Annotated in this window: 21 protein-coding genes; 14 read left to right on the forward strand and 7 right to left on the reverse strand. The window is 30.6% G+C overall.

Annotated features, from left to right (window positions below):
• Positions 1–226: 226 nt before the first annotated feature.
• Positions 227–1,012 (forward strand): TerC family protein, encoded by a 786-nt coding sequence (locus KO494_RS03730; RefSeq protein WP_215966258.1) that lies wholly within the window; start codon positions 227–229, stop codon positions 1,010–1,012.
• A gap of 103 nt (positions 1,013–1,115) precedes the next feature.
• The gene (locus tag KO494_RS03735; RefSeq protein WP_215966259.1) at positions 1,116–1,634 is read left to right on the forward strand and encodes a RidA family protein; all 519 of its coding nucleotides are present in this window, start codon (positions 1,116–1,118) and stop codon (positions 1,632–1,634) included.
• 178 nt (positions 1,635–1,812) lie between these two features.
• Here KO494_RS03735 and KO494_RS03740 read toward each other — a convergent pair whose 3' ends face one another.
• From KO494_RS03740 to ychF, 4 genes are all read right to left on the reverse strand, one after another.
• On the reverse strand, positions 1,813–4,623 hold the full coding sequence (locus KO494_RS03740; RefSeq protein WP_215966260.1) for a DNA gyrase/topoisomerase IV subunit A: 2,811 nt from the start codon (positions 4,621–4,623) through the stop codon (positions 1,813–1,815).
• The gene (locus tag KO494_RS03745) at positions 4,620–5,105 is read right to left on the reverse strand and encodes a hypothetical protein (RefSeq protein WP_215966261.1); all 486 of its coding nucleotides are present in this window, start codon (positions 5,103–5,105) and stop codon (positions 4,620–4,622) included. The genes KO494_RS03740 and KO494_RS03745 overlap by 4 nt, the downstream gene beginning before the upstream one ends.
• Before the next feature lie 70 nt (positions 5,106–5,175).
• Positions 5,176–7,038 (reverse strand): DNA topoisomerase IV subunit B, encoded by a 1,863-nt coding sequence (locus KO494_RS03750; RefSeq protein ID WP_215966262.1) that lies wholly within the window; start codon positions 7,036–7,038, stop codon positions 5,176–5,178.
• A 408-nt stretch (positions 7,039–7,446) separates the two neighbouring features.
• A complete protein-coding gene (gene ychF / locus KO494_RS03755; protein WP_215966263.1) occupies positions 7,447–8,541 on the reverse strand; it encodes a redox-regulated ATPase YchF in 1,095 nt (364 codons plus the stop codon).
• A 224-nt stretch (positions 8,542–8,765) separates the two neighbouring features.
• Between ychF and KO494_RS03760 the strand changes: the two genes are divergently transcribed.
• On the forward strand, positions 8,766–11,483 hold the full coding sequence (locus tag KO494_RS03760) for a TonB-dependent receptor (RefSeq protein WP_215966264.1): 2,718 nt from the start codon (positions 8,766–8,768) through the stop codon (positions 11,481–11,483).
• A gap of 68 nt (positions 11,484–11,551) precedes the next feature.
• Here KO494_RS03760 and KO494_RS03765 read toward each other — a convergent pair whose 3' ends face one another.
• The gene (locus KO494_RS03765) at positions 11,552–11,905 is read right to left on the reverse strand and encodes a 4Fe-4S dicluster domain-containing protein (protein WP_215966265.1); all 354 of its coding nucleotides are present in this window, start codon (positions 11,903–11,905) and stop codon (positions 11,552–11,554) included.
• A 63-nt stretch (positions 11,906–11,968) separates the two neighbouring features.
• Between KO494_RS03765 and KO494_RS03770 the strand changes: the two genes are divergently transcribed.
• The 9 genes from KO494_RS03770 (at position 11,969) to KO494_RS03810 (ending at position 20,436) form a co-directional block, all read left to right on the forward strand.
• Positions 11,969–13,027, forward strand: coding sequence for an acyl-CoA reductase (locus tag KO494_RS03770; protein WP_215966266.1), 1,059 nt, complete (start codon positions 11,969–11,971; stop codon positions 13,025–13,027).
• A gap of 109 nt (positions 13,028–13,136) precedes the next feature.
• Entirely contained in the window at positions 13,137–14,201 is a 1,065-nt protein-coding gene (gene serC, locus KO494_RS03775) for a 3-phosphoserine/phosphohydroxythreonine transaminase (protein WP_215966267.1), read from the forward strand.
• Between the two features lie 118 nt (positions 14,202–14,319).
• Positions 14,320–15,276, forward strand: coding sequence for a D-2-hydroxyacid dehydrogenase (locus KO494_RS03780; RefSeq protein ID WP_215966268.1), 957 nt, complete (start codon positions 14,320–14,322; stop codon positions 15,274–15,276).
• 121 nt (positions 15,277–15,397) lie between these two features.
• The gene (locus KO494_RS03785) at positions 15,398–16,033 is read left to right on the forward strand and encodes a DUF937 domain-containing protein (protein WP_215966269.1); all 636 of its coding nucleotides are present in this window, start codon (positions 15,398–15,400) and stop codon (positions 16,031–16,033) included.
• Positions 16,034–16,114: 81 nt separating this feature from the next.
• Positions 16,115–16,546 (forward strand): DUF6146 family protein, encoded by a 432-nt coding sequence (locus KO494_RS03790; protein ID WP_215966270.1) that lies wholly within the window; start codon positions 16,115–16,117, stop codon positions 16,544–16,546.
• 35 nt (positions 16,547–16,581) lie between these two features.
• Positions 16,582–17,076: a DUF6787 family protein gene (locus KO494_RS03795; RefSeq protein WP_215966271.1), complete on the forward strand. Its 495-nt coding sequence runs from the start codon at positions 16,582–16,584 to the stop codon at positions 17,074–17,076.
• A complete protein-coding gene (locus KO494_RS03800; RefSeq protein ID WP_252730297.1) occupies positions 17,077–17,412 on the forward strand; it encodes a hypothetical protein in 336 nt (111 codons plus the stop codon).
• Between the two features lie 33 nt (positions 17,413–17,445).
• The gene (locus KO494_RS03805) at positions 17,446–19,845 is read left to right on the forward strand and encodes a TonB-dependent receptor domain-containing protein (protein WP_215966272.1); all 2,400 of its coding nucleotides are present in this window, start codon (positions 17,446–17,448) and stop codon (positions 19,843–19,845) included.
• 21 nt (positions 19,846–19,866) lie between these two features.
• Positions 19,867–20,436, forward strand: a complete 570-nt coding sequence (locus KO494_RS03810) for a type 1 periplasmic binding fold superfamily protein (protein WP_215966273.1) — start codon at positions 19,867–19,869, stop codon at positions 20,434–20,436.
• An 84-nt stretch (positions 20,437–20,520) separates the two neighbouring features.
• On the opposite strand, the gene KO494_RS03815 is transcribed toward KO494_RS03810, so the two are convergent.
• Both KO494_RS03815 and folE read right to left on the reverse strand, forming a co-directional pair.
• On the reverse strand, positions 20,521–20,796 hold the full coding sequence (locus tag KO494_RS03815; RefSeq protein WP_252730299.1) for a hypothetical protein: 276 nt from the start codon (positions 20,794–20,796) through the stop codon (positions 20,521–20,523).
• 96 nt (positions 20,797–20,892) lie between these two features.
• On the reverse strand, positions 20,893–21,489 hold the full coding sequence (gene folE, locus KO494_RS03820; RefSeq protein ID WP_215966275.1) for a GTP cyclohydrolase I FolE: 597 nt from the start codon (positions 21,487–21,489) through the stop codon (positions 20,893–20,895).
• A 225-nt stretch (positions 21,490–21,714) separates the two neighbouring features.
• On the opposite strand from folE, the gene KO494_RS03825 reads away from it, so the two are divergent.
• Positions 21,715–24,150 carry a DUF5916 domain-containing protein gene (locus tag KO494_RS03825; RefSeq protein ID WP_215966276.1) on the forward strand — a complete coding sequence of 812 codons (2,436 nt, stop codon included), beginning with the start codon at positions 21,715–21,717 and terminating at the stop codon, positions 24,148–24,150.
• Between the two features lie 51 nt (positions 24,151–24,201).
• The gene (locus KO494_RS03830; RefSeq protein ID WP_215966277.1) at positions 24,202–24,870 is read left to right on the forward strand and encodes an ABC transporter ATP-binding protein; all 669 of its coding nucleotides are present in this window, start codon (positions 24,202–24,204) and stop codon (positions 24,868–24,870) included.
• Positions 24,871–24,927 lie beyond the last annotated feature (57 nt).

Genomic DNA, 24,927 nt, shown 5'->3' on the forward strand with positions numbered 1-24,927 from the left:
TGTAAAAAAAATATAATTAAATACATTTACCAGGCTGTAAAGCACCATTAAATAAACTATGTAATTTATCAAGGTTGCTGTAAAGCAATAACTTATAAATAAAATGTATATTTATACTAATAAAAGGTTTTTTGATTATTAATAAATAACCACACTTATTATATACAAATGAAACCCTGAAACTGCTTGAGGTTTTAAAATAAGTAACACCATTAAATAGAATACTATGTTAGACTTTCTACTTTCCAGTGACGCCATTTTTGCACTACTTACTTTAACTTTTTTAGAAATTATTTTAGGTATAGATAATATTGTATTTATATCTATTGCAGCAAACAAACTACCCGAAAACCAACGTGGCAAAGCAACCAATATTGGCTTATTACTTGCCATGGTGCAACGTATAATATTATTATTCTTTGTTTCGTTTTTAGTTGGTTTAAGTAAACCCTTTTTTAATTTTGAAAGTACCTGGTTACAAATTGCTGTAAGTTGGCAAAGTATAATATTATTTGCTGGAGGTTTGTTTTTAATTTATAAAAGTACTTCTGAAATTAGAGAAAAAGTAGAAACTCCTGATCATGATGAAAATGCTATTAAAAGTAAAAAAATCACAACATTGTCACAAGCCATTGTGCAAATTGTGATTATCGATTTTATTTTTTCTATCGATTCTATTTTAACTGCTGTTGGTATGACTAATGGCTTGCATGAAAACCATTTTTACAATCTTATTTTAATGATTATTGCTGTTGTAATTTCTATTGGTATTATGATTGGGTTTGCAAACCCAATACGTAAGTTTATAGATGCACACCCAAGTATGCAAGTATTAGGTTTATCTTTTTTAATTTTAATTGGCTTTATGTTAATTACAGAAGCTGCTCACCTATCACACACCAATATATTTGGAAAAACAGTTGGTGCAATACCTAAAGGATATCTGTATTTTGCTATTGCTTTTTCTTTAATGGTAGAGTTTATTAATTATAGAATTACTAAAAAGAAATAAAACTAAATGTAACTAAGTGTTTTTCGTCATACTAAAAACGTCACTTCATAATAAAACGGGATAGCCAAAAACCGACCAAAGTAGGCGCTAAATAATCAGAATTATGAAAAAAACAACCAACCAATTAACCTTACTCGCAACAATTTTTACATTGACTTTTGCATTACAGAGTTGTGAACAAAAACAAAAGGAAGAAACGAAAGAAGTGGAAAAAGAAGTAATTGTTGCATCTGAAAAGCCTGAATATTTTCTGTTAAGACCTGAAGTGGAAAAAGCTTATAGATATTCTCACGCTGTGAAAATTGGAAATGATATTAAAATTTCTGGTGCTGTTAGTATGGATGATGAAGGAAACCCGACAGCTATTGGAGATTTAGGACAACAAATGAAAAACTGTTATGCAGATTTAGAAAAAATACTGAAGCACTATAATTGCACATTTGATGATGTAGTGAAAGAAGACATTTTTACAACCAATATGCCATTGTTTCTTGAAAACGCCGCATATAGAGCAGAAATATATACCAAAAAATTCCCGACTGGTTCTTGGCTTGGTGTAAAAGAATTGGCTATACCTGAATTTATGATTGAAATAGAATTAGAAGTTTATAAGCCAGAATAAAAAAAACGAACTCACAATACTTTACAAAAAATAATTACGATTTAGTACTAATAAAAAAGTTGCGTGTTTGCCTGTAAAGGATTTTTTATAAAAAAATCTGATGTAGCAAACACGCAACTAATTTTATATAAACACATTTTATAAATATGAAGACTTCTAGATTATTCTTGAAATGATATTAAAACAAGGTAATCTGTCCTTCGTCATCTATAGGAAAATCGGTATCATCTTCCTTATTGTTTTCTGTTTTTTTATTAGAATCTGTTTTAGGTTTTGAAGCTTTTTCTTTAACTTCTTTATTTTCTGCTTTCTTGGTTTCGTCTTTAGCTTCTTCCTTTTTAGTCGCTACTTTTTTGTTTTCAACAGATTTAGAATCTTCTTTAGCAGGTATTTCTTCTTTAGTAGGTTTTGACGCTTCTTGAGAAACATTTTCTTCTTCTACTACTTCAATTTCATCTGCAGGAGTTTCTTCTGGAGCTTCATAAGGCAAAGGGTCTAATAAACTTATTTGGTTTATTTTATCTTTTGTTAATTGGTTTCCTAGAGCAGTAATACCTTTAATAGCAATAAATTCTTCTAAATTAACGACTAAATTATCTTTACGATCTTTTCCTCTTTCTTTAGTAAACTCTACTTCTGCCATTGGTTTCCAATCTGTAGAAACAATTTCTAATTGCGATTTTGCATGGTCTGAAATAAAGGCTTCTTCTTTACCTTCGGTTTCAATTAAAAAACGTTTTACGTAATAACGTTCTTTTTCGCCATCAAAATAAATTGCTGAAATAGGTTTTTTAGGTATCCATTTTTCCAGCACAATCATATCTTGGTCAAAATGAGCTGTAATTTCTGGCAGTATGGTTTTTACAATTCCAGATTGTGTAATTATAAGCAGTCTATCTTCTCCTCTAAACTCGCCAATTAACTCTCCTCTTCCATCTACATTAAGACGTTGTACAGTATCATCAAACCAAATTTTGCGTGGTTTTAAAGTAGAAACTCCTTTTTCTTTTAATTCAATTCTTTTTATAGCGTGTTTGGTTACTACATTTCCTTTAGATGCACGTCCTTTTATTAATACATCTGAAAAATCTAAGTCCCATTTTAATTTTTTTATGCTTCCTACTTGACGAAGCAGGATGGTAACTACTTCTGCTTCACCATTTGGGTTTGCAGAAAAATACCAAAGTTGCGATCCTTTATTTCCATTAGTTAAATCGTATTCTCGATCTCTGGTCATACTTGTTACAGCAAAACGTTTTACATAAGATGGTCCGCCTTTACCATCGCGATAAACCATGTTATAAATGGTACGTTTGTCTTTCTTTTTAAAAATAGCAACGTGTATAATATCTTTACCAATAAAGGTTTTGCTATCTACTTTTGTAACCATCATTTTACCTGTTTTGGTAAAAACAATAATGTCATCTATATCACTACAATCACAAACATATTCGTCTCTTTTTAAAGAAGTACCAATAAAACCTTCTTCTCTATTTACATATAATTTTGTGTTGCGTATAACTACTTTTGTAGCATCTACATCATCAAAAACTCTAATTTCTGTTTTGCGTTCTCTGCCTTCGCCATATTCTTTTTTTAATCTTGTAAAATAGGCAATTGCATACTCTATAAGGTTTGCTAAATGATGTCTTACTTCTGCTATTTGTTCTTCTAAAGCATCAATTTTTTGTTGTGCTTTATCAATATCAAATTTAGAAATACGTTTAATTCGTATTTCGGTTAAACGCGTAATATCTTCAACTGTAATTTCACGTTTTAAATGTTTTATATGTGGTTGAAGTCCTTGATCTATGGCTTGTATTACACCTTCCCAGGTTTCTTCTTCTTCAATATCACGGTAGATTCTGTTTTCTATAAAAATTCTTTCTAACGAAGCAAAATGCCATTGTTCTTGAAACTCGCCAAGTTTAATTTCTAATTCTTGTTTTAATAGTTGTACAGTATTATCTGTACTACGACGCAACATTTCGGTTACACCAACAAAATAAGGTTTATTGTTTTCAATGACACAACCTAAAGGCGAAATAGATGTTTCGCAATTTGTAAATGCATACAAGGCATCAATAGTTTTATCTGGCGAAATACCTGCTGGTAAATGCACCAAAATCTCTACTTCTGCAGCAGTATTATCTTCAATTTTTTTAATTTTAATTTTTCCTTTGTCATTGGCTTTTAAAATAGAATCTATTAAAGAAGATGTATTTGTACCATAAGGAATTTCTGTAATTACTAAAGTATTTTTATCATACTGCGAAATTTTAGCACGAACACGTACTTTTCCTCCTCTTAAACCATCATTATAATTGGTAATATCTGCAATTCCTGCAGTAGGAAAATCTGGAAGAATGGTAAATCTTTTTCCTTGTAAATGTTTTATAGATGCATCTATTAGCTCTATAAAATTATGTGGTAATATTTTTGTAGATAATCCTACAGCAATACCTTCACCTCCTTGTGCTAAAAGCAACGGAAACATTACCGGAAGGTTTACAGGTTCTTTACGTCTACCATCATAAGAAGCTTGCCATTCTGTAATTTTTGGATTATAAACAACGTCTAGCCCAAATTTAGAAATACGTGCTTCAATATATCTAGATGCTGCAGCTCTATCACCTGTTAAAATATTTCCCCAGTTTCCTTGCGTGTCAATTAGTAGGTCTTTTTGACCAATTTGCACCATTGCGTCTGCAATACTAGCGTCACCATGCGGATGGTATTGCATGGTATGCCCAACAATGTTTGCTACTTTGTTGTAACGACCATCATCAAGATCTTTCATAGAATGCATGATTCTACGTTGTACAGGTTTAAAACCATCTTCAATAGCAGGAACAGCACGCTCTAAAATTACATAAGATGCGTAATCTAAAAACCACTCTTTGTACATTCCTGTAACTCTAGTAATGGTTTCTTGAGGTTCTAGATTTTCGTTTTGCTCATTTACCAAATCGTCATTTTCTTCTATCATGAAATCGCTAGGTTTCTATTGTTTTTAATCATTTTATTTAAAGATTGTTTAATGTATTTTCGTTTCTTTTTAGAAACTAGTGTAACATTAAATCTTACTTTTCTAGAGGCTCCATTTGTATCTTGAATTAGCAAGACTAAACTTGTGTACACTACATATTTATTATACTTAAAGCCTTTTAAATTTTCTTTTTTAAACTCTACAGTATGCTCTCTATAATTAAATCTATCGGATAGCAACAACCCTTTATTGGTAATTACCACCTTCATACCATCACTATCATATTCAAAATATTTTGCAATAAAATGTACAAGAAAAAAAAGAATTGCAAAGCTAATTGCTATAATTAAGAATACTACTATAGGGTCATTACTTATAGTACTAAACATTCTAAACATTACGGCAGATATAATTGCTAATACTATAAGTATAAAATATACAGATATAATTAAATTTTTTACTTTAATATTGTTTGTTCTCATGTAGTGAGCTTTATTATTTAATATAAAATGATACTAAACTTAACCGTCTGTTTTTTTAAAAATGTTTAAATCATTTACTTTCTTCTTCAATAATATCTAGTTCTACTTTAAGATTATCTATGATAAACTCTTGACGTGTTGGTGTGTTTTTTCCCATATAGAAACTTAACAATTCGTCAATAGACATGTCTTTATCTAACATTACAGGATCTAAACGAATATCTTCGCCAATAAAATGCACAAACTCGTCTGGTGAAATTTCACCAAGACCTTTAAATCGTGTAATTTCTGGTTTAGGTTTTAGTTTTTCTATTGCACTTATTCTTTCTTCTTCAGAATAACAATAAATGGTTTCTTTTTTATTACGTACTCTAAAAAGAGGTGTTTGCAAAATATACAAATGGCCTTCTTTTATTATTTCTGGGAAAAATTGCAAAAAGAACGTTATTAATAATAAACGAATATGCATACCATCCACATCGGCATCTGTTGCAATTACAATATTATTGTAACGCAAATCTTCTATAGATTCTTCAATATTTAATGCAGCTTGAAGTAGGTTAAACTCTTCGTTTTCATACACTATTTTTTTACTTAGTCCGTAACAATTTAAAGGTTTTCCTTTTAAGCTAAAAACGGCTTGTGTGTTTACATCTCTTGATTTGGTAATACTACCAGATGCAGAATCTCCCTCTGTAATAAACAAGGTAGTTTCAAGATTTCTTTCGTTTTTTGTGTCTCCAAAATGCACTCTACAATCGCGTAGTTTTTTGTTATGCAAATTGGCCTTTTTAGCTCTGTCTTTTGCTAGTTTACGTATACCAGAAAGTTCTTTACGTTCGCGTTCTGCTTGTAATATTTTACGCTGAATACTTTCTGCTACATCTGTATTTTTATGTAAAAAGTTATCTAGATATGTTTTTAAAAAGTCATTAACGTAGGTTCTTACGGTTGGTAGCTCTCCTCCCATATCTGTAGATCCTAATTTGGTTTTTGTCTGACTTTCAAAAACGGGTTCCATTACTTTAATAGCAATAGCACAGACTACAGATTTACGTATATCTGAAGCTTCGTAGTTTTTACCAAAATATTCTCTAATGGTTCTTACTAATGCTTCTCTAAATGCTGCAAGATGTGTACCTCCTTGTGTGGTATTTTGTCCGTTAACAAAGGAATGGTATTGCTCGCTATATTGTGTTTTACTATGTGTTAATGCTATTTCTATATCATCACCACGTAAATGAATAATAGGGTAAGCTCGGTCTGTTTCGTTAATGTTTTCAGATAATAAATCTTTTAGACCGTTTTCACTGTAGAATTTTTCGCCATTAAAAACAATGGTTAATCCTGGATTTAAATACACATAGTATTTAAGCATTTTTTCTACATATTCACTACGAAATTTGTAATTTTTAAATATAATTTCATCTGGTACAAAGGATACTTTGGTTCCTTTTCTTCTAGAGGTATCTTCAAGTAATTCTTGATTGATAAGGTTACCTTGCTCAAATTCCGCGGAAGCGCTTTTATTATCTCTTGTAGACTCTACTCTAAAAAAGGAAGATAAAGCGTTAACTGCCTTGGTACCAACACCATTTAAACCAACCGATTTCTTAAATGCTTTAGAGTCATATTTTCCTCCTGTATTCATTTTAGAAACGACATCTACCACTTTACCCAAAGGAATACCACGACCATAATCGCGTACAATTACCTTACTACCATGTATAGAGATTTCAATGGTTTTACCTGCTCCCATGACATACTCATCTATAGAGTTGTCAAGCACTTCTTTTAAAAGAATATAGATACCATCATCTGCTGAAGAACCATCACCTAACTTACCAATATACATTCCTGGTCGCATACGTATATGCTCTTTCCAGTCTAATGAACGTATATTATCTTCGGTATATTTGGTTTCTTGAGACATAAATAAATAAAAAAATAGGATAAGTGGCTAATATAACATTTCGCATTAAAAAATAAAATACAGGAAGCACAAAGTAATTAACAAAGTACAAACTGTTTATAAGAATACAGATTTCTCAAAAAAAATGGTTTAAAATTATTATTTTACTCCTAAATTTATTTTGGTATTTGTGTATTTTATATGATTTAACAAAAAAAGCAAAACATATAATAACTAATTAAAAAACATTAATTTTAAATATTTAAAACCAATATCTGTATAGATACTTTATTTAAAAACTAGCTAAAAACATAAAAAAAGACAATAAAAACGATACAAGTAGCTTCGTTTTTATTGTCTTTTTTATTTAAATATATGTGTTAATAAAACACGTATTACCTAAAGGCAGCAATTATTTGCTTAAACAAGTTATACATTAAATAAGAAATGCATAACATCTCCATCTTTAACGATATAGTTTTTACCTTCTACACGCATTTTACCCGCTTCTTTAACTTTTGCTTCGCTACCATAAGTAACAAAATCTTCATAAGCTATAACTTCTGCTCTAATAAAGCCTTTTTCAAAATCGGTATGAATTACTCCTGCCGCTTGAGGTCCTGTTGCTCCTACATTTACTGTCCAAGCTCGTACTTCTTTTACTCCTGCAGTAAAATATGTTTGTTGGTTTAATAACTTGTAAGCAGAACGAATTAGTTTAGCAGCACCAGGCTCATCTAAACCTATATCCTGAAGAAACATTTGTCTTTCTTCATAATCATCAAGTTCATTAATATCTGCCTCTGTACCTACTGCTAGTACTAATACTTCAGCATTTTCATCTTTCACAGCTTCTCTAACCTGCTCTACATATGCATTACCAGAAACCGCTGCACTTTCATCTACATTACATACATACATTACTGGTTTATCTGTAATAAATTGGCTAGGTTTTACAAACTCTAAATAATCTTCTTCACTAAACTCTAAAGCTCTTACAGATACACCTGCTTCTAAGTTTTCTTTAATTTTTAATAAAACAGCCTCTTCTTTTTGTGCTTCTTTATTTCCTGTTTTGGCTGCTCTTTTTACTTTATCTAATTTTTTATCTACAGTTTCTAAATCTTTTAACTGTAACTCCATATCAATAGTTTCTTTATCTCTAATAGGATTTACATTACCATCAACATGTACAATGTTATCATTATCAAAACAACGTAAAACATGTAAAATAGCGTCTGTTTCTCTAATATTTGCTAAAAATTGATTTCCTAAACCCTCTCCTTTACTTGCTCCTTTTACCAATCCTGCAATATCTACAATCTCTACTGTAGCAGGTAAAACGCGTTCTGGTTTAACCAACTCTTCTAATTTTTCAAGTCTTGGATCTGGCACATTTACTACTCCTATATTTGGTTCAATAGTACAAAACGGAAAGTTTGCACTTTGTGCTTTAGCATTAGACAAACAATTAAATAAAGTTGACTTTCCTACATTTGGTAATCCTACAATTCCTGCTTTCATATGTTTTTTCCGAAAAAACGGAAATCTTTAAATTAAACTTCTTTTTGCTTTTAAAACAATACGCCTAAAAAGGAACTTGTTTTTATTAGCGATTGCAAATATAAATCATACTTAGCATTATTAATTAATTTTTAATAAATAAGTTAATAACTAAAAAACAAAACTAGTGTTAAGTGTTTAATTTCCATATCTTTATTAATTAACCAACCAAAAATAATAACATTATGAAACACTTATTTTTAGTACTACTGGCTTTTTTTAGTATACACTTGGTAGTTGGACAAACAATTACCGGAAATATTACAGACCCTGAAGGTTTACCTTTACCTAATGTAAATATTATTGAAAAAGGCACTTCTAACGGTGTAGTTACAGATTTTGACGGAAACTATAGTATTCATGTCAATGAAAATGCCACACTTATTTACAGTTATGTTGGCTATGACACACAAGAATTACAGGTAAACAACCAAACTTCTATAAATATAACAATGGCGGAAGGCGTTGGACTAGAAGAGGTTATTTTAGTAGGATCTCGTAGTCCTAAAAGAACAGCGGTAGATACTGCTGTTCCTGTAGACGTTCTAGATGTTGCAAGTATTGCCTCTACTACTGGTAAAGTAGAAGTTAATGAAATTCTACAATATGCAGCTCCTTCCTTTAACGCTAGTAAACAATCTGGATCTGATGGTGCTGACCATGTTGTTCCTGCTTCTTTAAGAGGCTTAGGTCCTGATCAAACCCTTGTTTTAATTAATGGGAAACGAAGACACCAATCTTCACTAGTAAATATCTTTGGTACCAGAGGTCGTGGAAATTCTGGAACAGATTTAAACGCTATTCCTGCTTCTGCCATAAAAAGAATAGAGGTGTTAAGAGATGGTGCTTCTGCACAATATGGATCAGACGCTATTGCTGGTGTAATTAATATTGTACTTAAAGATAATACCGAAGGGTTTTCTGGAGGTGTTACCTATGGTGCTTACAATACTGCTATTGGTGATGGATGGGCTGAAGAAACTGGTGAAACATTATACAATGTAGAAGGTGAAAATAGATTAGATGGAAAAGATAAAAACTACGATGGTGAAACCGTTAAAATAGATTTAAACTATGGTGTAGATTTAGGTGATAATGGTGGTTTTATAAACTTTACTACCGAATTTTTATCAAAAGACAACACCTTACGTCCTGGATTTTCATGGCGAAAAGGATATGGAAGCGCTGGAGTTGACGGATTTAATTTTATGGTCAATACAGCTGTTCCTGTTGGTGATAACACCGAAATTTATGCCTTTGGTGGTCGTAATTTTAGAGACACTAATGCTTATGCTTTTTCAAGAGATAGTTTTGAAGATGGAGATAACAGGTCTGTACCTAGTTTATATCCTGACGGATTTACACCAAGAATAACCTCTAACATAACAGATGTTTCTGTATCTGCTGGTGTAAAACATAAAATGAGTAATGGCTGGAATGTAGATTTTAATAACACCTTTGGTAAAAACAACTTTCACTATTACATAAAAGATAGTAATAATGCTTCTATGCAAGATGCTTCTCCTACAGATTTTGATGCAGGAGGTCATTATCTTTCTCAAAATACAACAGGTATTGATTTTAACAAGTATTTTGAAGACCTAGCTGCTGGGTTAAGCCTAGCTTTTGGTATGGAATACAGAACAGAAAACTTTGGCATTTTTGCTGGAGAGGTTTCTTCTTACGCGCTTTATGATGAAAACGGAATTCCGCTTACTAATCCTGCAACGCAAACAGTTGCTACTGATTCTAATGGTGATGAACTACCTGGAGGCTCTCAAGGGTTCCCTGGTTATAGTCCTGCAAATGAAATAGACAGAAGCAGAACAAATTATGGTATTTATGTAGATACTGAAGTTAATTTTACAGATGACTTTTTAGTTGGTGGCGCCTTACGTTTTGAAAATTATAGCGATTTTGGTAATACTTTTAATTTTAAAATAGCAAGTAGATATAAATTATTAGACGACGCTTTAGCAATAAGAGGATCGGTTTCTACAGGATTTAGAGCACCTTCTTTAGCGCAACTATATTACAATCTTATTTTTAATAATATTGTAGCTGGCGAATCTGTTCCTTCTTTATTATCTGCAAATAATAGTACAGTAACCAAAGCTTTTGGTATTGAAGATTTAAAAGAAGAAAAAGCATTTAACGGAAGCTTAGGTTTTACCTATAAAAAAGGAGGTTTCACAGCTACAATTGATGGATACTTAATTAATGTAGATGACAGAATTATTTTAACAGATAATTTTACAGACCAAGCAATACTAGGTCCATTAGGCGTAGATGCTGCACAATTTTTTGCTAATGGTGTAGATACACAAACTACTGGTCTGGATATTGTATTAAGTTATAATATGTCTGTTGGAAATGATAGCAATATAAATGTAGGCCTTATAGGAAACCTTAATAAATTAAAAATTAAAAATATTAATACTCCTGACTTTGAAGGTGGTAGCATGACAGATGAAGAAGCAGAACTAAGGTTTTTTGGTCCTTTTTCTCAAGCCTATTTAAAGGCTGCTGCTCCAGATTATAAATTCGGACTTAATCTTGGTTATTCCACTTCTAAATTTAATGCCTTAGTAAGTTTAACGCAATTTAGTGAAGTAGTTTTACAAGATTTTCAATGGGTAGATTCTCCTCCTGTAACTTTTGCAGAAGCAGATGCTTTAGAACTTGTAGCAACAGATACCTATAAAGCAAAAACTATTGTAGATTTAAGTTTAGGCTATACCATTACTAAAGGTTTAAATATAACCGTTGGTGCAAATAATCTATTTAACACCTATCCTACTTCACAGTTTGATGGTTGGACAGATCAAGGAGGTCTAGCAGACTCTGTACAAATGGGATCAGATGGTAGATATATCTTTACTCGATTAGGCTTTAGTTTCTAAACAAGAAAAATATAAAAACAAAAAAAACCGAGACATTGCTCGGTTTTTTTTGTAATACTCTTTAAAATTTAATTATCAGGATGCATAAATCTTTGCTTTCCTAAAAGTTCTTCTTCTGTTTCTACATGATCATCATCAGGAACACAACAATCTACAGGACATACTGCTGCACATTGAGGTTCTTCATGAAACCCTTTACATTCTGTACATTTATCTGGTACTATGTAATAAATTTCATCACTAATAGGCTCTTGCGTTTCATCTGCATCTACAGTTTTACCATTAGGCAAAACCAATTTACCATCTAAACCTGTTCCATCTTTATATCTCCAATCATCTGCACCTTCATATATTGCTGTATTAGGGCACTCAGGTTCACAAGCACCACAATTTATACATTCGTCTGTTATTATAATTGCCATAGCATAATCTTTTTCTAACTTTGCGCAAAAATAACGCCAAAAGTATTCATAACCAAATACAACATGAATTTAGATCAAAGAATTAACGCTTTTGCAAAATTAGGAGCCTTTTTAAGCCAATTTACTTCTGAAAATTTTCAGAAAAAAGAAAATATTGAACATAACGATATGTTTTTTGATGGTTTTAAACATCAAATAAAATTAGCTCAAGAACACAACGGCTGGTTTACCCCAAAAAACCTTCAGTTTGCTTTTAATAGCTGGTCAAAATCACTTACAGATACCAACTTAAAATCTTGGCTAAAAGCCTATGCTATAAATCAAGTAAACCCTAAAAAAGTAGCCATAATCATGGCAGGAAACATTCCTCTTGTTGGTTTTCATGATTTTTTATCTGTTTTAATTTCCGGACATGAAGTTGTAGTAAAACAATCTAGCAATGATAAACAGCTGCTTCCATTTTTAGCAAAATATGTAGAATATGTAGAACCTGGTTTTAAAGGAAAAATAACTTTTACCCAAGATAAACTTCAAGATTTTGATGCCGTAATCGCTACAGGAAGCGATAATACTGCACGATATTTTGAATACTACTTTAAAGGCAAACCTTCTATTATAAGAAAAAACAGAAATTCTGTTGCTGTATTAACAGGAAACGAAACCGAAGAAGAACTAACTGCTTTATCAGAAGATATTTTTAGATACTATGGTTTGGGTTGCAGAAATGTATCTAAGTTATTTGTTCCTAAAGATTATGATTTTGATCGTTTTTTTAAAGCCATGTATGCATGGAATCCTATTATAAACGAAAATAAATACGCTAATAATTATGATTACAACAAAGCAGTATATTTAATGAGTGAGTTTGCTATGCTTGAAAACGGTTTTTTAATGATTAAAGAAGATGCTAGTTTTTCTTCACCTATTGCAACTATTTTTTACGAATATTACAATACAAAAGAAGCACTTTTAGCATATTTAAATACGTATACAAATAATATTCAATGTATTGTATCTAATGGTTTTACAGAAAATGAAATACCTTTTGGAAAAACCCAACAGCCTGAACTTTCAGATTATGCAGATGGTGAAGACACAATTTCATTTTTATTAAAAATTTAGTGAATAAATTATCATTTTAATAACACAATTCCATTCAAAAATTAGCACCTTTGTATCTAGTTTAAAAATAAAATTTCCGATTTCACGGAAATGAAAAATAAAATTTTCAATGAAAATACATAATTTTAGTGCAGGACCATCAATTCTTACTCAAGAAGTATTATTAAAAGCATCAGAAGCTGTTTTAGACTATAATAATGATGGATTATCCTTATTAGAAATATCACACAGAAGCAAAGCTTTTGTAGATATTATGGAAAAAGCAAGATCTTTAGCTTTAGAACTTCTAGGATTAGAAGGCAAAGGATATAAAGCTTTATTTTTACAAGGTGGAGCAAGTACACAATTTTTAATGGTTGCATTAAACCTTTTAGAAAAAAAAGCTGCCTATTTAAATACTGGTACTTGGAGTGATAAAGCAATAAAAGAAGCTAAAATGCATGATGACATTATAGAAGTAGCTTCTTCAAAAGATGCGGGATATAGCTATATTCCAAAAGGATATGAAATACCTAGTGATTATGATTATTTTCACTGCACATCAAACAATACCATTTTTGGTACACAAATGAAAGCTTTTCCAGATTCTCCTATTCCTGTTGCTTGCGATATGAGTAGTGATATCTTTTCAAGATCTTTAGATTTTACCAAGTTTGATTTAATTTATGCTGGAGCACAAAAAAATATGGGACCAGCAGGAACAACTTTAGTAGTTGTTAAAGAAGATGTTTTAGGAAAAGTTTCTCGTAAAATACCTTCTATGATGGACTATAAAGTACACATAAGCAAAGGTAGTATGTTTAATACTCCTCCTGTATTTCCTATTTATACTTCTATGCTAACTTTAGAATGGTTAAAAAATCTTGGTGGTATTAAAGCTATTGAAGAAATTAACGAAATGAAAGCTCGTGTAATGTATTCTGAAATAGATTTAAATCCATTATTTAAAGGATACGCTAATAAAGAAGACCGTTCTAACATGAATGCAACCTTTACTCTTGTTAATGAAGATTTAAAAGAAACTTTTGAAACCATGCTTAAAGAAGCTGGTATTAGCGGTTTAAATGGTCATAGAAGTGTTGGTGGTTATAGAGCATCTATGTACAACGCATTACCTTTAGATAGCGTAAAAGCACTTGTAGAAGTAATGAGTGAATTAGAAACAAAAGCATAAAAACTACTGTAAACAATGCTTTTTTAATGTTTACACAAAAAAATAAAACTTATTTTTAAGTTGAACTATTATCTTTTTAACCCATTTAATATTCAACTTATAACTTAATACAAAAAAAATGAAAGTATTAGCAAATGACGGAATTTCTCAAAGCGGAATAAAAGCTCTTGAAGAAGCAGGTTTTGAAGTTTCAACTACAACCGTAGCACAAGAACAACTAATCAACTACATTAACACAAATGAAATTAGCACACTATTAGTTAGAAGTGCTACAACAGTTCGCCAAGATTTAATAGATGCTTGCCCTAGCTTAAAAATTATTGGTCGTGGTGGTGTTGGTATGGATAATATTGACGTTGAGTATGCAAGAAATAAAGGATTACACGTAATAAATACTCCTGCTGCATCTTCGCAATCTGTTGCAGAATTAGTATTTGCACATTTATATGGTGGCGTTCGTTTTTTACATGACTCTAACAGAAATATGCCACTAGATGGTGATTCAAAATTTAAAGCACTAAAGAAAAACTATGCTGGAGGTGTTGAATTACGTGGTAAAACTATTGGTATTATTGGTTTTGGTCGTATTGGTCGTGAAGTAGCTAAAATAGCTTTAGGTGTAGGTATGAAAGTTATTGCTGCCGATATGTTTATTGAAAATGCTGACGTTAGTGTAGATTTCTTTGATGGTCAATCTGTTAAATTTAATATTGTTACACAACCTTTAGAAGAAGTATTAAAAAATGCAGATTTTATATCTTTACATGTGCCAGCACAAAAAGATTATGTTATTGGTAAAGCCCAGTTTGATCTAATGAAAGATGGTGTTGCTATTGTTAATGCTGCAAGAGGTGGAGTAATTGATGAAGTTGCTTTAATTGCTGCTTTAGAGTCTGGTAAAGTTGCCTTTGCAGGTCTAGATACTTTTGAAAATGAACCTACTCCTGCTATTCCTGTTTTAATGAACGGAAGAGTTTCTTTAACACCACATATTGGTGCTGCAACTAACGAAGCACAAGATAGAATAGGAACAGAATTAGCTGAACAAATTAAAAGTATACTTTTAAACAGCTAAAAACACACTTTTATCGGTGTTTTTTAAAATATTTTAAAAAGAAAGTCTTAACTAAAACGTTAAGACTTTTTTTATTTAAATTAGTAGTATAAATATTAAATCAATTTAAATACAATATAAGATGTCAGGAATTTTAGACTTATTAAACAGTGACCTAGGTAAAACAATTATTAGTGGTGTATCAGGTTCAACAGGAACAGAGCAAAGCAAAACAAGTAGCGTATTAACAATGGCATTACCTGTTTTAATGAAAGCAATGGAGCGTAATGCTTCTACTCCAGAAGGTGCTCAAGGATTGATGGGAGCTTTAAGCGGTAAACATGATGGTAGTATTTTAGATAACCTAGGTGGTTTATTTAATGGTGGTGTTAATGAAGAAGTTACAAATGATGGTGATAAAATTTTAGGACACGTACTTGGAAATAAAAAACAAGGTGTTGAAAAAATAATAGGTGAAAAATCTGGCTTAGATGCTTCTTCTGTTGCTAACATTCTTAAAGTAGCTGCACCAATTTTAATGGGTGTTATTGGTAAACAAGCAAATCAAAACAATGTTAGTTCAACTAATGATATTAGTGGTTTACTTGGTGGGTTACTTGGTGGAAGTGGTGCTCAAGAAGAACAAAATTTCCTTGAAAAAATATTAGATGCAGATGGAGATGGTAGCGTAATTGATGATGTTGCAGGAATGGTTCTTGGTAACGCTAGCAAAAAAGAAGGACTTGGTGGTTTACTAGGTGGTCTTTTTGGTAAATAAACACATATTTACATATATTTTAACTTAAAAGCCAAACTTTTGTTTGGCTTTTTTTGTATTTTTAAATAGATTACTTTAAAAATGAAATCCTTTTTATACATATTATTTGTTTGTACCTTTTTAGTTGCGTGTAATACAACTAGAAATAAAAACCTTGTAGAAAAAACAAATACAACTATAGATAATGATACCATAAAGATTAGTAATGAAGCCTTAGAGTATGAAGTTATCATTATTGAACCTGGCTTTAATACTTGGTTAGCTACTACAGCAAAACAAGAAGGGTATTATTCACAAAGCTATTTAGAAAACAGAAATATACAATTTGTAAACGCATGGAATACCAGAGTACTTAATCCAAGCTTGTATGATCCTAATCTTTATGAAATGCAAATTAATTACCAATATGGCATTGATTATGGCTATGATGTTAATTATAAAATCTACAACTACTTTATATACTTTCAATTAAAATACAAACAACAATTAACAGATTTTATTCCTAGAAATTAAACTCTGTTCTGTATTTTTGCATGGAAATAAAATGCATGGAAAAATTTAAACAACGTTGGGAAATTCAAAAAAATTGGCAATTACTATTTCCTTTTCTTGGTGTATTAGTAACCTTTTATTCTTCTTATAAACTTTTTAATAGATTTGCAGAAGAATTTCATTTTGGTTTTAAAATAGTTTTAACTTTCATTTTAACTTATTTATTTATTCGCTTATTTTTATTCCTTTTTAAAAAATTAGAGAATAAATGGAAAGTAACCTATAAATGGGAAATGATTGCTATTTTCATGGTATTTGCAATAACAGGTTCTTCTTCCTTATTTGTTGGAAGACCTTTAATGAAATGGATAGGAATTACTAAAGAAAACTTAAACATTACTATTTATTGGATTCTTTATATTATTATTGGCCTTATTTTTTATCAAATACTATTAGTAACATATGGTTGGCTTTTTGGGCAACATAAATTCTTTTGGGAATTTGAAAAGAAAATGCTAAAACGATTTGGTTTAGGTAGGTTTTTACAATAAATGAAAAATATTCAAGAACATAGCGTCTTTAAATTACTATCTATAATATTGATAGCAGCTTTACTTACACCAAGTTTGGTTAAAGTAGGACATGTTTTTGAAAACCATAAACACGATGTTTGTACCGATAATTTAAGCCAAACCCATTTACACGCTTTAGATTTAGATTGCGAGTTTTACAAGTTTAAACTAAATACAAAATATTATACCGTTTTAAATAATTTTAGAATAGACGTAGAAGAAAACTATTCTAAAATTAATAATACATTTTATTACTTTTTTAATAATCATCAGCAATTTTCTTTTTCGCTTCGTGGTCCTCCTTCTTTAGTTTAAAATAAGTAATTATTTAAACTAAAATTCTTTACAATGAAATATTATGTAATGATGCTGTGTTTTTTGTTTTTTAACATTACACAAAGTCAAAATTGTAATTCTTCTTTTTATGGAGAAATACATGATTTTCACGATGGTACACCTATAATTAATGCTACCATTTTTATTGAAAATCTTAACCAATACACAACCTCAGATATTGATGGTAAATTTTCTGTACCTAACCTTTGCGATGGTCAAATTACTATTGTTGTTTCCCATTTAGCATGTGAAACCAAGAGATTAGACATACAGGTTAAAGGAGAAACTTTTCTTATCATTAATTTAGAGCACCATATAGAAGAACTTAATGAAGTAGAAGTTACAGGAAGCATAAATCCTAAATTAACCAAAACCTCTCAAGAAACCCTTTTAAAAACAGAAACTATTGAGCGCTATAGTTCTCTTAATCTTGGAGATGCTTTAAAACAAGTTAGTGGTGTATCTTCTATTAATACAGGAAGTACTATAGTAAAACCTGTTATTAATGGATTACATAGTAGTAGAATTATTGTAATGACAAATGGTGTTAGACTACAAGACCAAGATTGGGGAATTGAACACGCTCCAAATATCGACTTAAATACAGCTGGAAGCATTACGGTTTTAAAAGGAGCCAATGCTTTAGCTTATGGAGGAGATGCCATTGGTGGTGTAATTGTAATGGAACCATCAAAAATTAAATTAAAGGATTCGCTTTACGGAAAAACAATTATTAGTGGTCATACCAATGGTAGAGGCTATAGTTTTAATACTTCATTAACCAAAACCTATCAAAAAGGTTGGTATGTAGGTGCACAAGCTTCTATGAAACGTTTTGGTGATTTTGAAGCTCCAGATTATAGTTTAACCAATACAGGATTAAACGCTAAAGGATTCTCTATTAATGGAGGTTATAAAACATTTGAACAAGGTTTTAATGTTAATTATAGTTTTCTAGATAACGAAACAGCAATTTTAAAATCTGCGCACATTGGAAACATTGAAGATTTAGTCAATGCTATAAATAGTCCAGAACCTTTAGTTATTGAGGATTTTAGTTATGATATTAACGCTCCTAAACAAGAAGTGACACATCAAATTTTAAAAGCCTCTTTTTACAAACGTTTTAAAAATTTTGGACGATTAGAAGTACAGTATGACTTTCAAAACAACCAACGTTATGAATATGACATTCGCGTAGGTGATGATGAGAACAAACCATCTATAGATTTAACCTTAAAAACACACACTTTAAAAACAAATCTAAAATTAGATGCTAACAGTAATTTCACCTATAACTTAGGTATTAATGCTGGTTATCAAAACAATTTTGCAAATCCGAGTACAGGTGTTAGACGTTTAATTCCTGATTATGATAAGTATGATTTTGGTGCTTTTATTATTTCTAATTACAGAATAAATAATGACGTGCATTTAGACTTTGGTATTCGTTATGATTATAATCAAATTGATGCTAAAAAGTACTACCTAACCAGCCGCTGGGAAGAACGTGGCTATGATGTAGATTTTAATGATATTGTTATTGAAGATTTAGGTACGCAATTACTAACAAATCCTAATTTTGAATACCATAATATATCTGCTTCAGCAGGAGTTTCTTATAAAATAAACGATACCAATAGTTTTATTTTTAATTATGGTTTGTCTAATAGAGCACCAAATCCTTCCGAATTATTTAGTGACGGTTTACACCATTCGGCAGCAAGAATTGAATTAGGAGACTTACGCATGGAACAAGAAACTTCTAATAGAGTTTCTGGATCTTACAATTATAAAAACAAGGCACTTTCTTTAAATCTTGAAGCATTTTATAATCACATTAGTGACTATATTTTTATAGAACCAACTGGAGTAGAATATACCAATCGTGGTGCTTTTCCGGTTTGGAGTTATAATCAAACCAATGCTGCTTTATACGGATTGGACCTAACTGCTAACTATAATTTTAACACGCAGTGGTTTTTTAAGAACAAATCTTCTTATATAAAAGGAAACGATTTAAGTCAAAACGAAGATTTAATTGACATTCCATCTATAAAGACGGTGAATATTCTTGGGTATTCTAATGAAAAATGGTTGCATTTTAATACCGAATTACAAAGCGAGTTGGTGTTTAGACAAAACGATTATCCAAACAATAATTTTGAAGTCTATATTCCTACAATAGAAGAAACGGTTGAAGTAGATATTAGTACTACTCCTCCAACCTATCACTTATTACACTTACAAAGTAATATTACACTAGATGTATCTAAAAAAACAGATGTAAACATAGGTCTTAATATTACTAATATTTTTAATACTAATTACAGAGAAAACCTGAATAGATTACGATATTTTGCTGATGATCTAGGAAGAAATATCATGTTACAATTAAAATTAAATTATTAACAAATTAAAAAAACACAAAAAATGAAAACATTAAAAAATACATTATTTTTATTATTAGCAACAGTAGTATTCTCAGCATGTTCCAGTGATGATGATAATCCAGCTCCTGTAAATGAAGAAGAAGTTATTACTACTTTAACCGCATCTTTAACTCCTGTTGGTGGCGGAACAACAATTACCTTACAATCGCAAGATTTAGATGGTGATGGTCCTGATGCTCCTGTTATTACAGTTTCTTCTCCTTTAGCTATTAACACTACTTATAATGCAAGTTTAGAGCTATTAAATGAAACAGAATCTCCTGCAGAATCTATTAATGAAGAAATTGAAGAAGAAGATGATGAGCACCAATTTTTCTATCAAGCATCTAATGACATAGCTACTTTTACTTATCTTGATTTTGATGCTGATGGTAACCCAGTTGGATTAGAGTTTACGGTAACTACAGCGGCAACTGCTGGTTCTGGAAACATTACTATTACATTACGTCATGAGCCTAGTAAAGATGCTTCTGGAGTAAGTGATGGTGATATTACTAATGCTGGTGGAGAAACAGATATTCAAGCAGTATTTCCTGTTACTTTACAATAGGTTTTATTTCTTTAAAGTAAAAAATCCTTTCCATTTATTTGGAAAGGATTTTTTGTTTTTATAATAATTATTTTCCACTAGTTTCTATTCTGCATCTACATCAATAATAGTGTCATCTGTTTTAGTCTTTTTAAAAACATAAGTATATAACCACATAATAGTAAAAGTTGGTATAAAGTCTAAACCAGGAATTGCTTCTTCAATAAAAGTAATGATACCTGCTATTTTTCCCATTTCTCCCTTATACATTCTTGTCATGATGTAACCAGAAAGTGGTGCCCAAACTAAATCTATAAAAGGAATTAAGCCTATAGCATCTAACAGGATACTTAACGCTAATAATTTGTATTTGTTTTTCATTTGTAAATTCATAGTAATATAGTAAACAAAAAAAGTGCCAAGGTTAACTGACACTTTATAAGTATATATTTTTACTAAATGTTACATTTTAAGCGTTTAAGAAAGCGAAGTACTAATTAATTTTAAAAACTCATTTCTAGTTTCTATTTTTTCAAATTGCCCTCTAAACCCAGAAGTTGTAGTAACAGAATTTTGTTTTTGTACGCCACGCATCATCATACACATATGTGATGCTTCAATAACCACAGCAACACCTTGAGGTTTTAAAGTATCATTAATACAATCTAATATTTGATGTGTTAAACGCTCCTGTACTTGTAATCGTCTTGCAAAAACATCTACAATTCTTGGTAATTTACTTAATCCTACAATTTGTCCGTTAGGTATATATGCAATATGTGCTTTTCCAAAAAAAGGAAGTAAATGGTGCTCACATAAAGAATACAATTCTATATCTTTTACAATTACCATATCCTTATAATCTTCTTTAAACATGGCACTTTTAAGTATTTCCTCAGGATCCTGTTTATAGCCTTGTGTTAAAAACTGCATGGCTTTAGCAGCGCGTTCTGGAGTCTTTACTAAACCATCTCGCGTAGTATCTTCTCCTAAATCTTCAATAATGTTTTTATATTGACCTTTTATATCTTCTGTTACCTTAATAGTATATTCTTCAAATTGTTTGTATGGCATTTTCTATAAATTATATGTGTAAAAATACGCAAAATAAATAAGTCGCTAGCAAACTAAATAACTAACGTTGCTATTAAAATATTCTGTATTTTTAAACTTATAATTATCAAATCACCAATAAAGTACGGTTAAAAATTTTATTATCTTAAAAAGATATACCTAAATTACTGTAACATTTTCTAATTTTTAAAGTCTTTTAAATAGCAATAAAAAAAGAAATACCAAATGAGACATTTATTCTTCACACTGCTTATTGTAATTACTACTATTACTTTGCAAGCACAAGAAAAAAAGTCATTAAATATAAAACGCACCAACCAAGCCCCAAAAATTGATGCTATTTTAGATGATGCTGCTTGGCAAAATGCCGAAATTGCCAATAATTTTATTCAGTTTAGACCAGATGTTGGTAAAACCGAAAAAGAGCATCAAAAAACAGAAATAAAAGTTACTTATAACGATAATGCAATCTTTTTTGCTGCCTATTTACATGATAAGCCAGAAGCTATTATTAAACAGTTTTCGCAACGTGATAATTTTGGTGTTTCTGATTTCTTCGGAATTATTTTAAACCCAAATAACGATGCACAAAACGATGTAGAATTCTTTATTTTTCCAACAGGAAATCAAGCTGATGCTATTGCAAACCCAACTATAGGAGAAGATTTTGGATGGAATGCTGTTTGGGAATCTGCAACAAAAATTGTAGAAGATGGATGGATTGTTGAAGTTAAAATACCTTATTCTACTTTGCGTTTTTCTAATCAAAAAGTGCAAACTTGGGGATTACAATTTCATAGAAGATTTAGAACAGATAACTCACAATACACCTGGAATCCTTTAGACGTTACAAAAGGATATATAGGTTTATATCATGGAGAACTTAAAGGAATTGAAAATATTACTCCTCCTACTCGATTAAGTTTATACCCTTATGCTTCTGCAACCTACAACTCAAAAAACAGCCCAGATTATGGTGTTGGTATGGATGTTAAATACGGTATTAGTGAAAATTTTACCCTAGACGCCACCTTAATTCCTGACTTTAGTCAAGCAGGATTTGACGATGTACAGCTCAACTTAGGTCCTTTTGAGCAGCAGTTTTCTGAGCAAAGGCAATTCTTTACAGAAGGTGTAGATTTATTTTCTAAAGGAAACCTTTTTTATTCTAGAAGAATTGGTAGCCATCCTGTTGGCGAAGTAATATTAAATGAAAATGAAGAATTTGTTGATTATCCAGAAAAAGTAAACATGCTTAATGCTATTAAAATTTCTGGTAGAACAAAAAACGGTTTAGGTATAGGTGTTTTTAATGCTATAACAGAAAAAACAAAAGCACAAATAAAAGATAATGTAACCAATAGTACACGAGACGAAATTGTAGAGCCTTTAGCTAATTATAATATTTTAGTTGTAGACCAACAGTTCAATAAAAACTCTTCTGTTAGCTTAATAAACACCAATGTTTTAAGAAATGGTCACGAAAGAGATGCTAATGTAACAGCTGTACTATTAGATCTTGTAAACAAAAAAAACACGTATGAATTTAGTACACAATTAAAAAGAAGTGATATAAATTTAGTAGACGATACCAATCAAGTTGGTTATAGTTCTAATATTGGTTTTGGAAAAACAAGTGGTAAATATCGTTTCTATTTTGAACATGAAGCTGTAGATAAAAAATATGATATTAATGATATGGGAATACTTTTTAGAAACAACTACAGTAATTTTTATGCTAACGGAAGCTACAGAATTTTTGAACCTACAAAAACACTAAATAACTTTTATTTATACCTTAATGCCAATGTAAACTACCTCTTTAAACCACATAAATACACTGGTAAAAATTTTAATGTAAATTTTAACGGAACCTTTAAAAAGAGTTTATTGAGTTTTGGTGCTTATGCTGCTGTGCAACCAGGAAAACAGTATGATTACTTTGGCCCAAGAGAAGAAAACCGTTACTTTATTTCTGAAGACTGGTTAAATATTAACGGTTGGATATCTTCTAACTACAATAAAACTATAGCTTTAGATGCTAACTTAGGTTACGAAACCCTTTTTGAAAACGGAAGAAATTATAACAGTTATTGGTTTGAATTAGAACCAAGATTAAAATTAGGAGATCGATTTATAATGCAATACTCTTTTGCTTATGATATTGAAAAAAAAGAACGTGGTTATGTAGAAACATTAGATAATGATGCTATTATTTATGGGCAACGTGACCAGGTAACTATTGAAAATAGTATTTCTGGAAGCTATAACTTTAATTCTTTTCATGCTTTAAACCTAACCTTTAGAAATTATTGGAGCACTGTTACCTATGAAGATAATTTATATGAATTACAAGAAAACGGTAGACTAAACCAAGATGCTGGTTATACAAAAACAGACGTAGATAATCCTGATGTTAATTTTGATACTTGGAATCTTGACCTTTCATACACATGGCAATTTGCTCCTGGAAGCCAATTAACGGCATTATATAGAAACCAATTGCTTAACTACTCTAACGCTTCAAAAGAAGACTATTTTTCTAGTTTAAACGAGTTGTTTAAAGAAGAAATTAACCATACTTTTTCTATAAGAATGGTATATTTTATAGATTATAACAATATAAAAAACATCTTTAAGTCTAAATCTAAAAACATTTAAAGTTGCTGAATTAAGCATAAAGTAGTACTTTCATTGCTTGATAAATAAACAATGATTCAAGCAAAAAACATACATAAATATTACGAAAATTTACACGTATTAAAAGGTGTTAATTTACATATTAAAAAAGGAGAAATTGTTTCTATTGTTGGTGCTTCAGGAGCCGGAAAAACAACCCTTTTACAAATTCTTGGCACGCTTGATAAAGCCTCTAAAAAAGAAGAAACTAGCTTTAAAATAAAAGGAACAAATATTCCCTTATTAAGTGATAAGGCTTTGGCTAAATTTAGAAATGAAAATATAGGTTTTATCTTTCAATTTCATCAATTATTACCAGAATTTACCGCTTTAGAAAATGTTTGTATTCCTGCTTTTATAAAAGGAACAAAACCTGCGGAAGCAGAAAAACGCGCCAAAGAACTTTTAGAGTTTTTAGGTTTATCTCATAGACACAACCACAAACCAAATGCCCTTTCTGGAGGTGAACAACAGCGTGTTGCTGTTGCTAGAGCTTTAATTAATAATCCAGATTTAATTTTTGCAGATGAACCTTCTGGTAATTTAGATAGTGCTTCTGCAGAAAATCTTCATAATCTATTCTTTAAATTACGTGATGAGTTTGGGCAAACTTTTGTAATTGTAACACATAACGAAGAACTTGCAGATATGGCAGACCGAAAACTGACCATGGTAGACGGTAAAATTGTTGGTAGTGAATAATTAAAATAGCCTCTACTAAAGCAATGTGCTACAGGTAATTTGAAATTTAATAATATG

It is taken from the genome of Lacinutrix sp. C3R15 (genome assembly GCF_018860825.1).
Classification (GTDB): domain Bacteria; phylum Bacteroidota; class Bacteroidia; order Flavobacteriales; family Flavobacteriaceae; genus Oceanihabitans.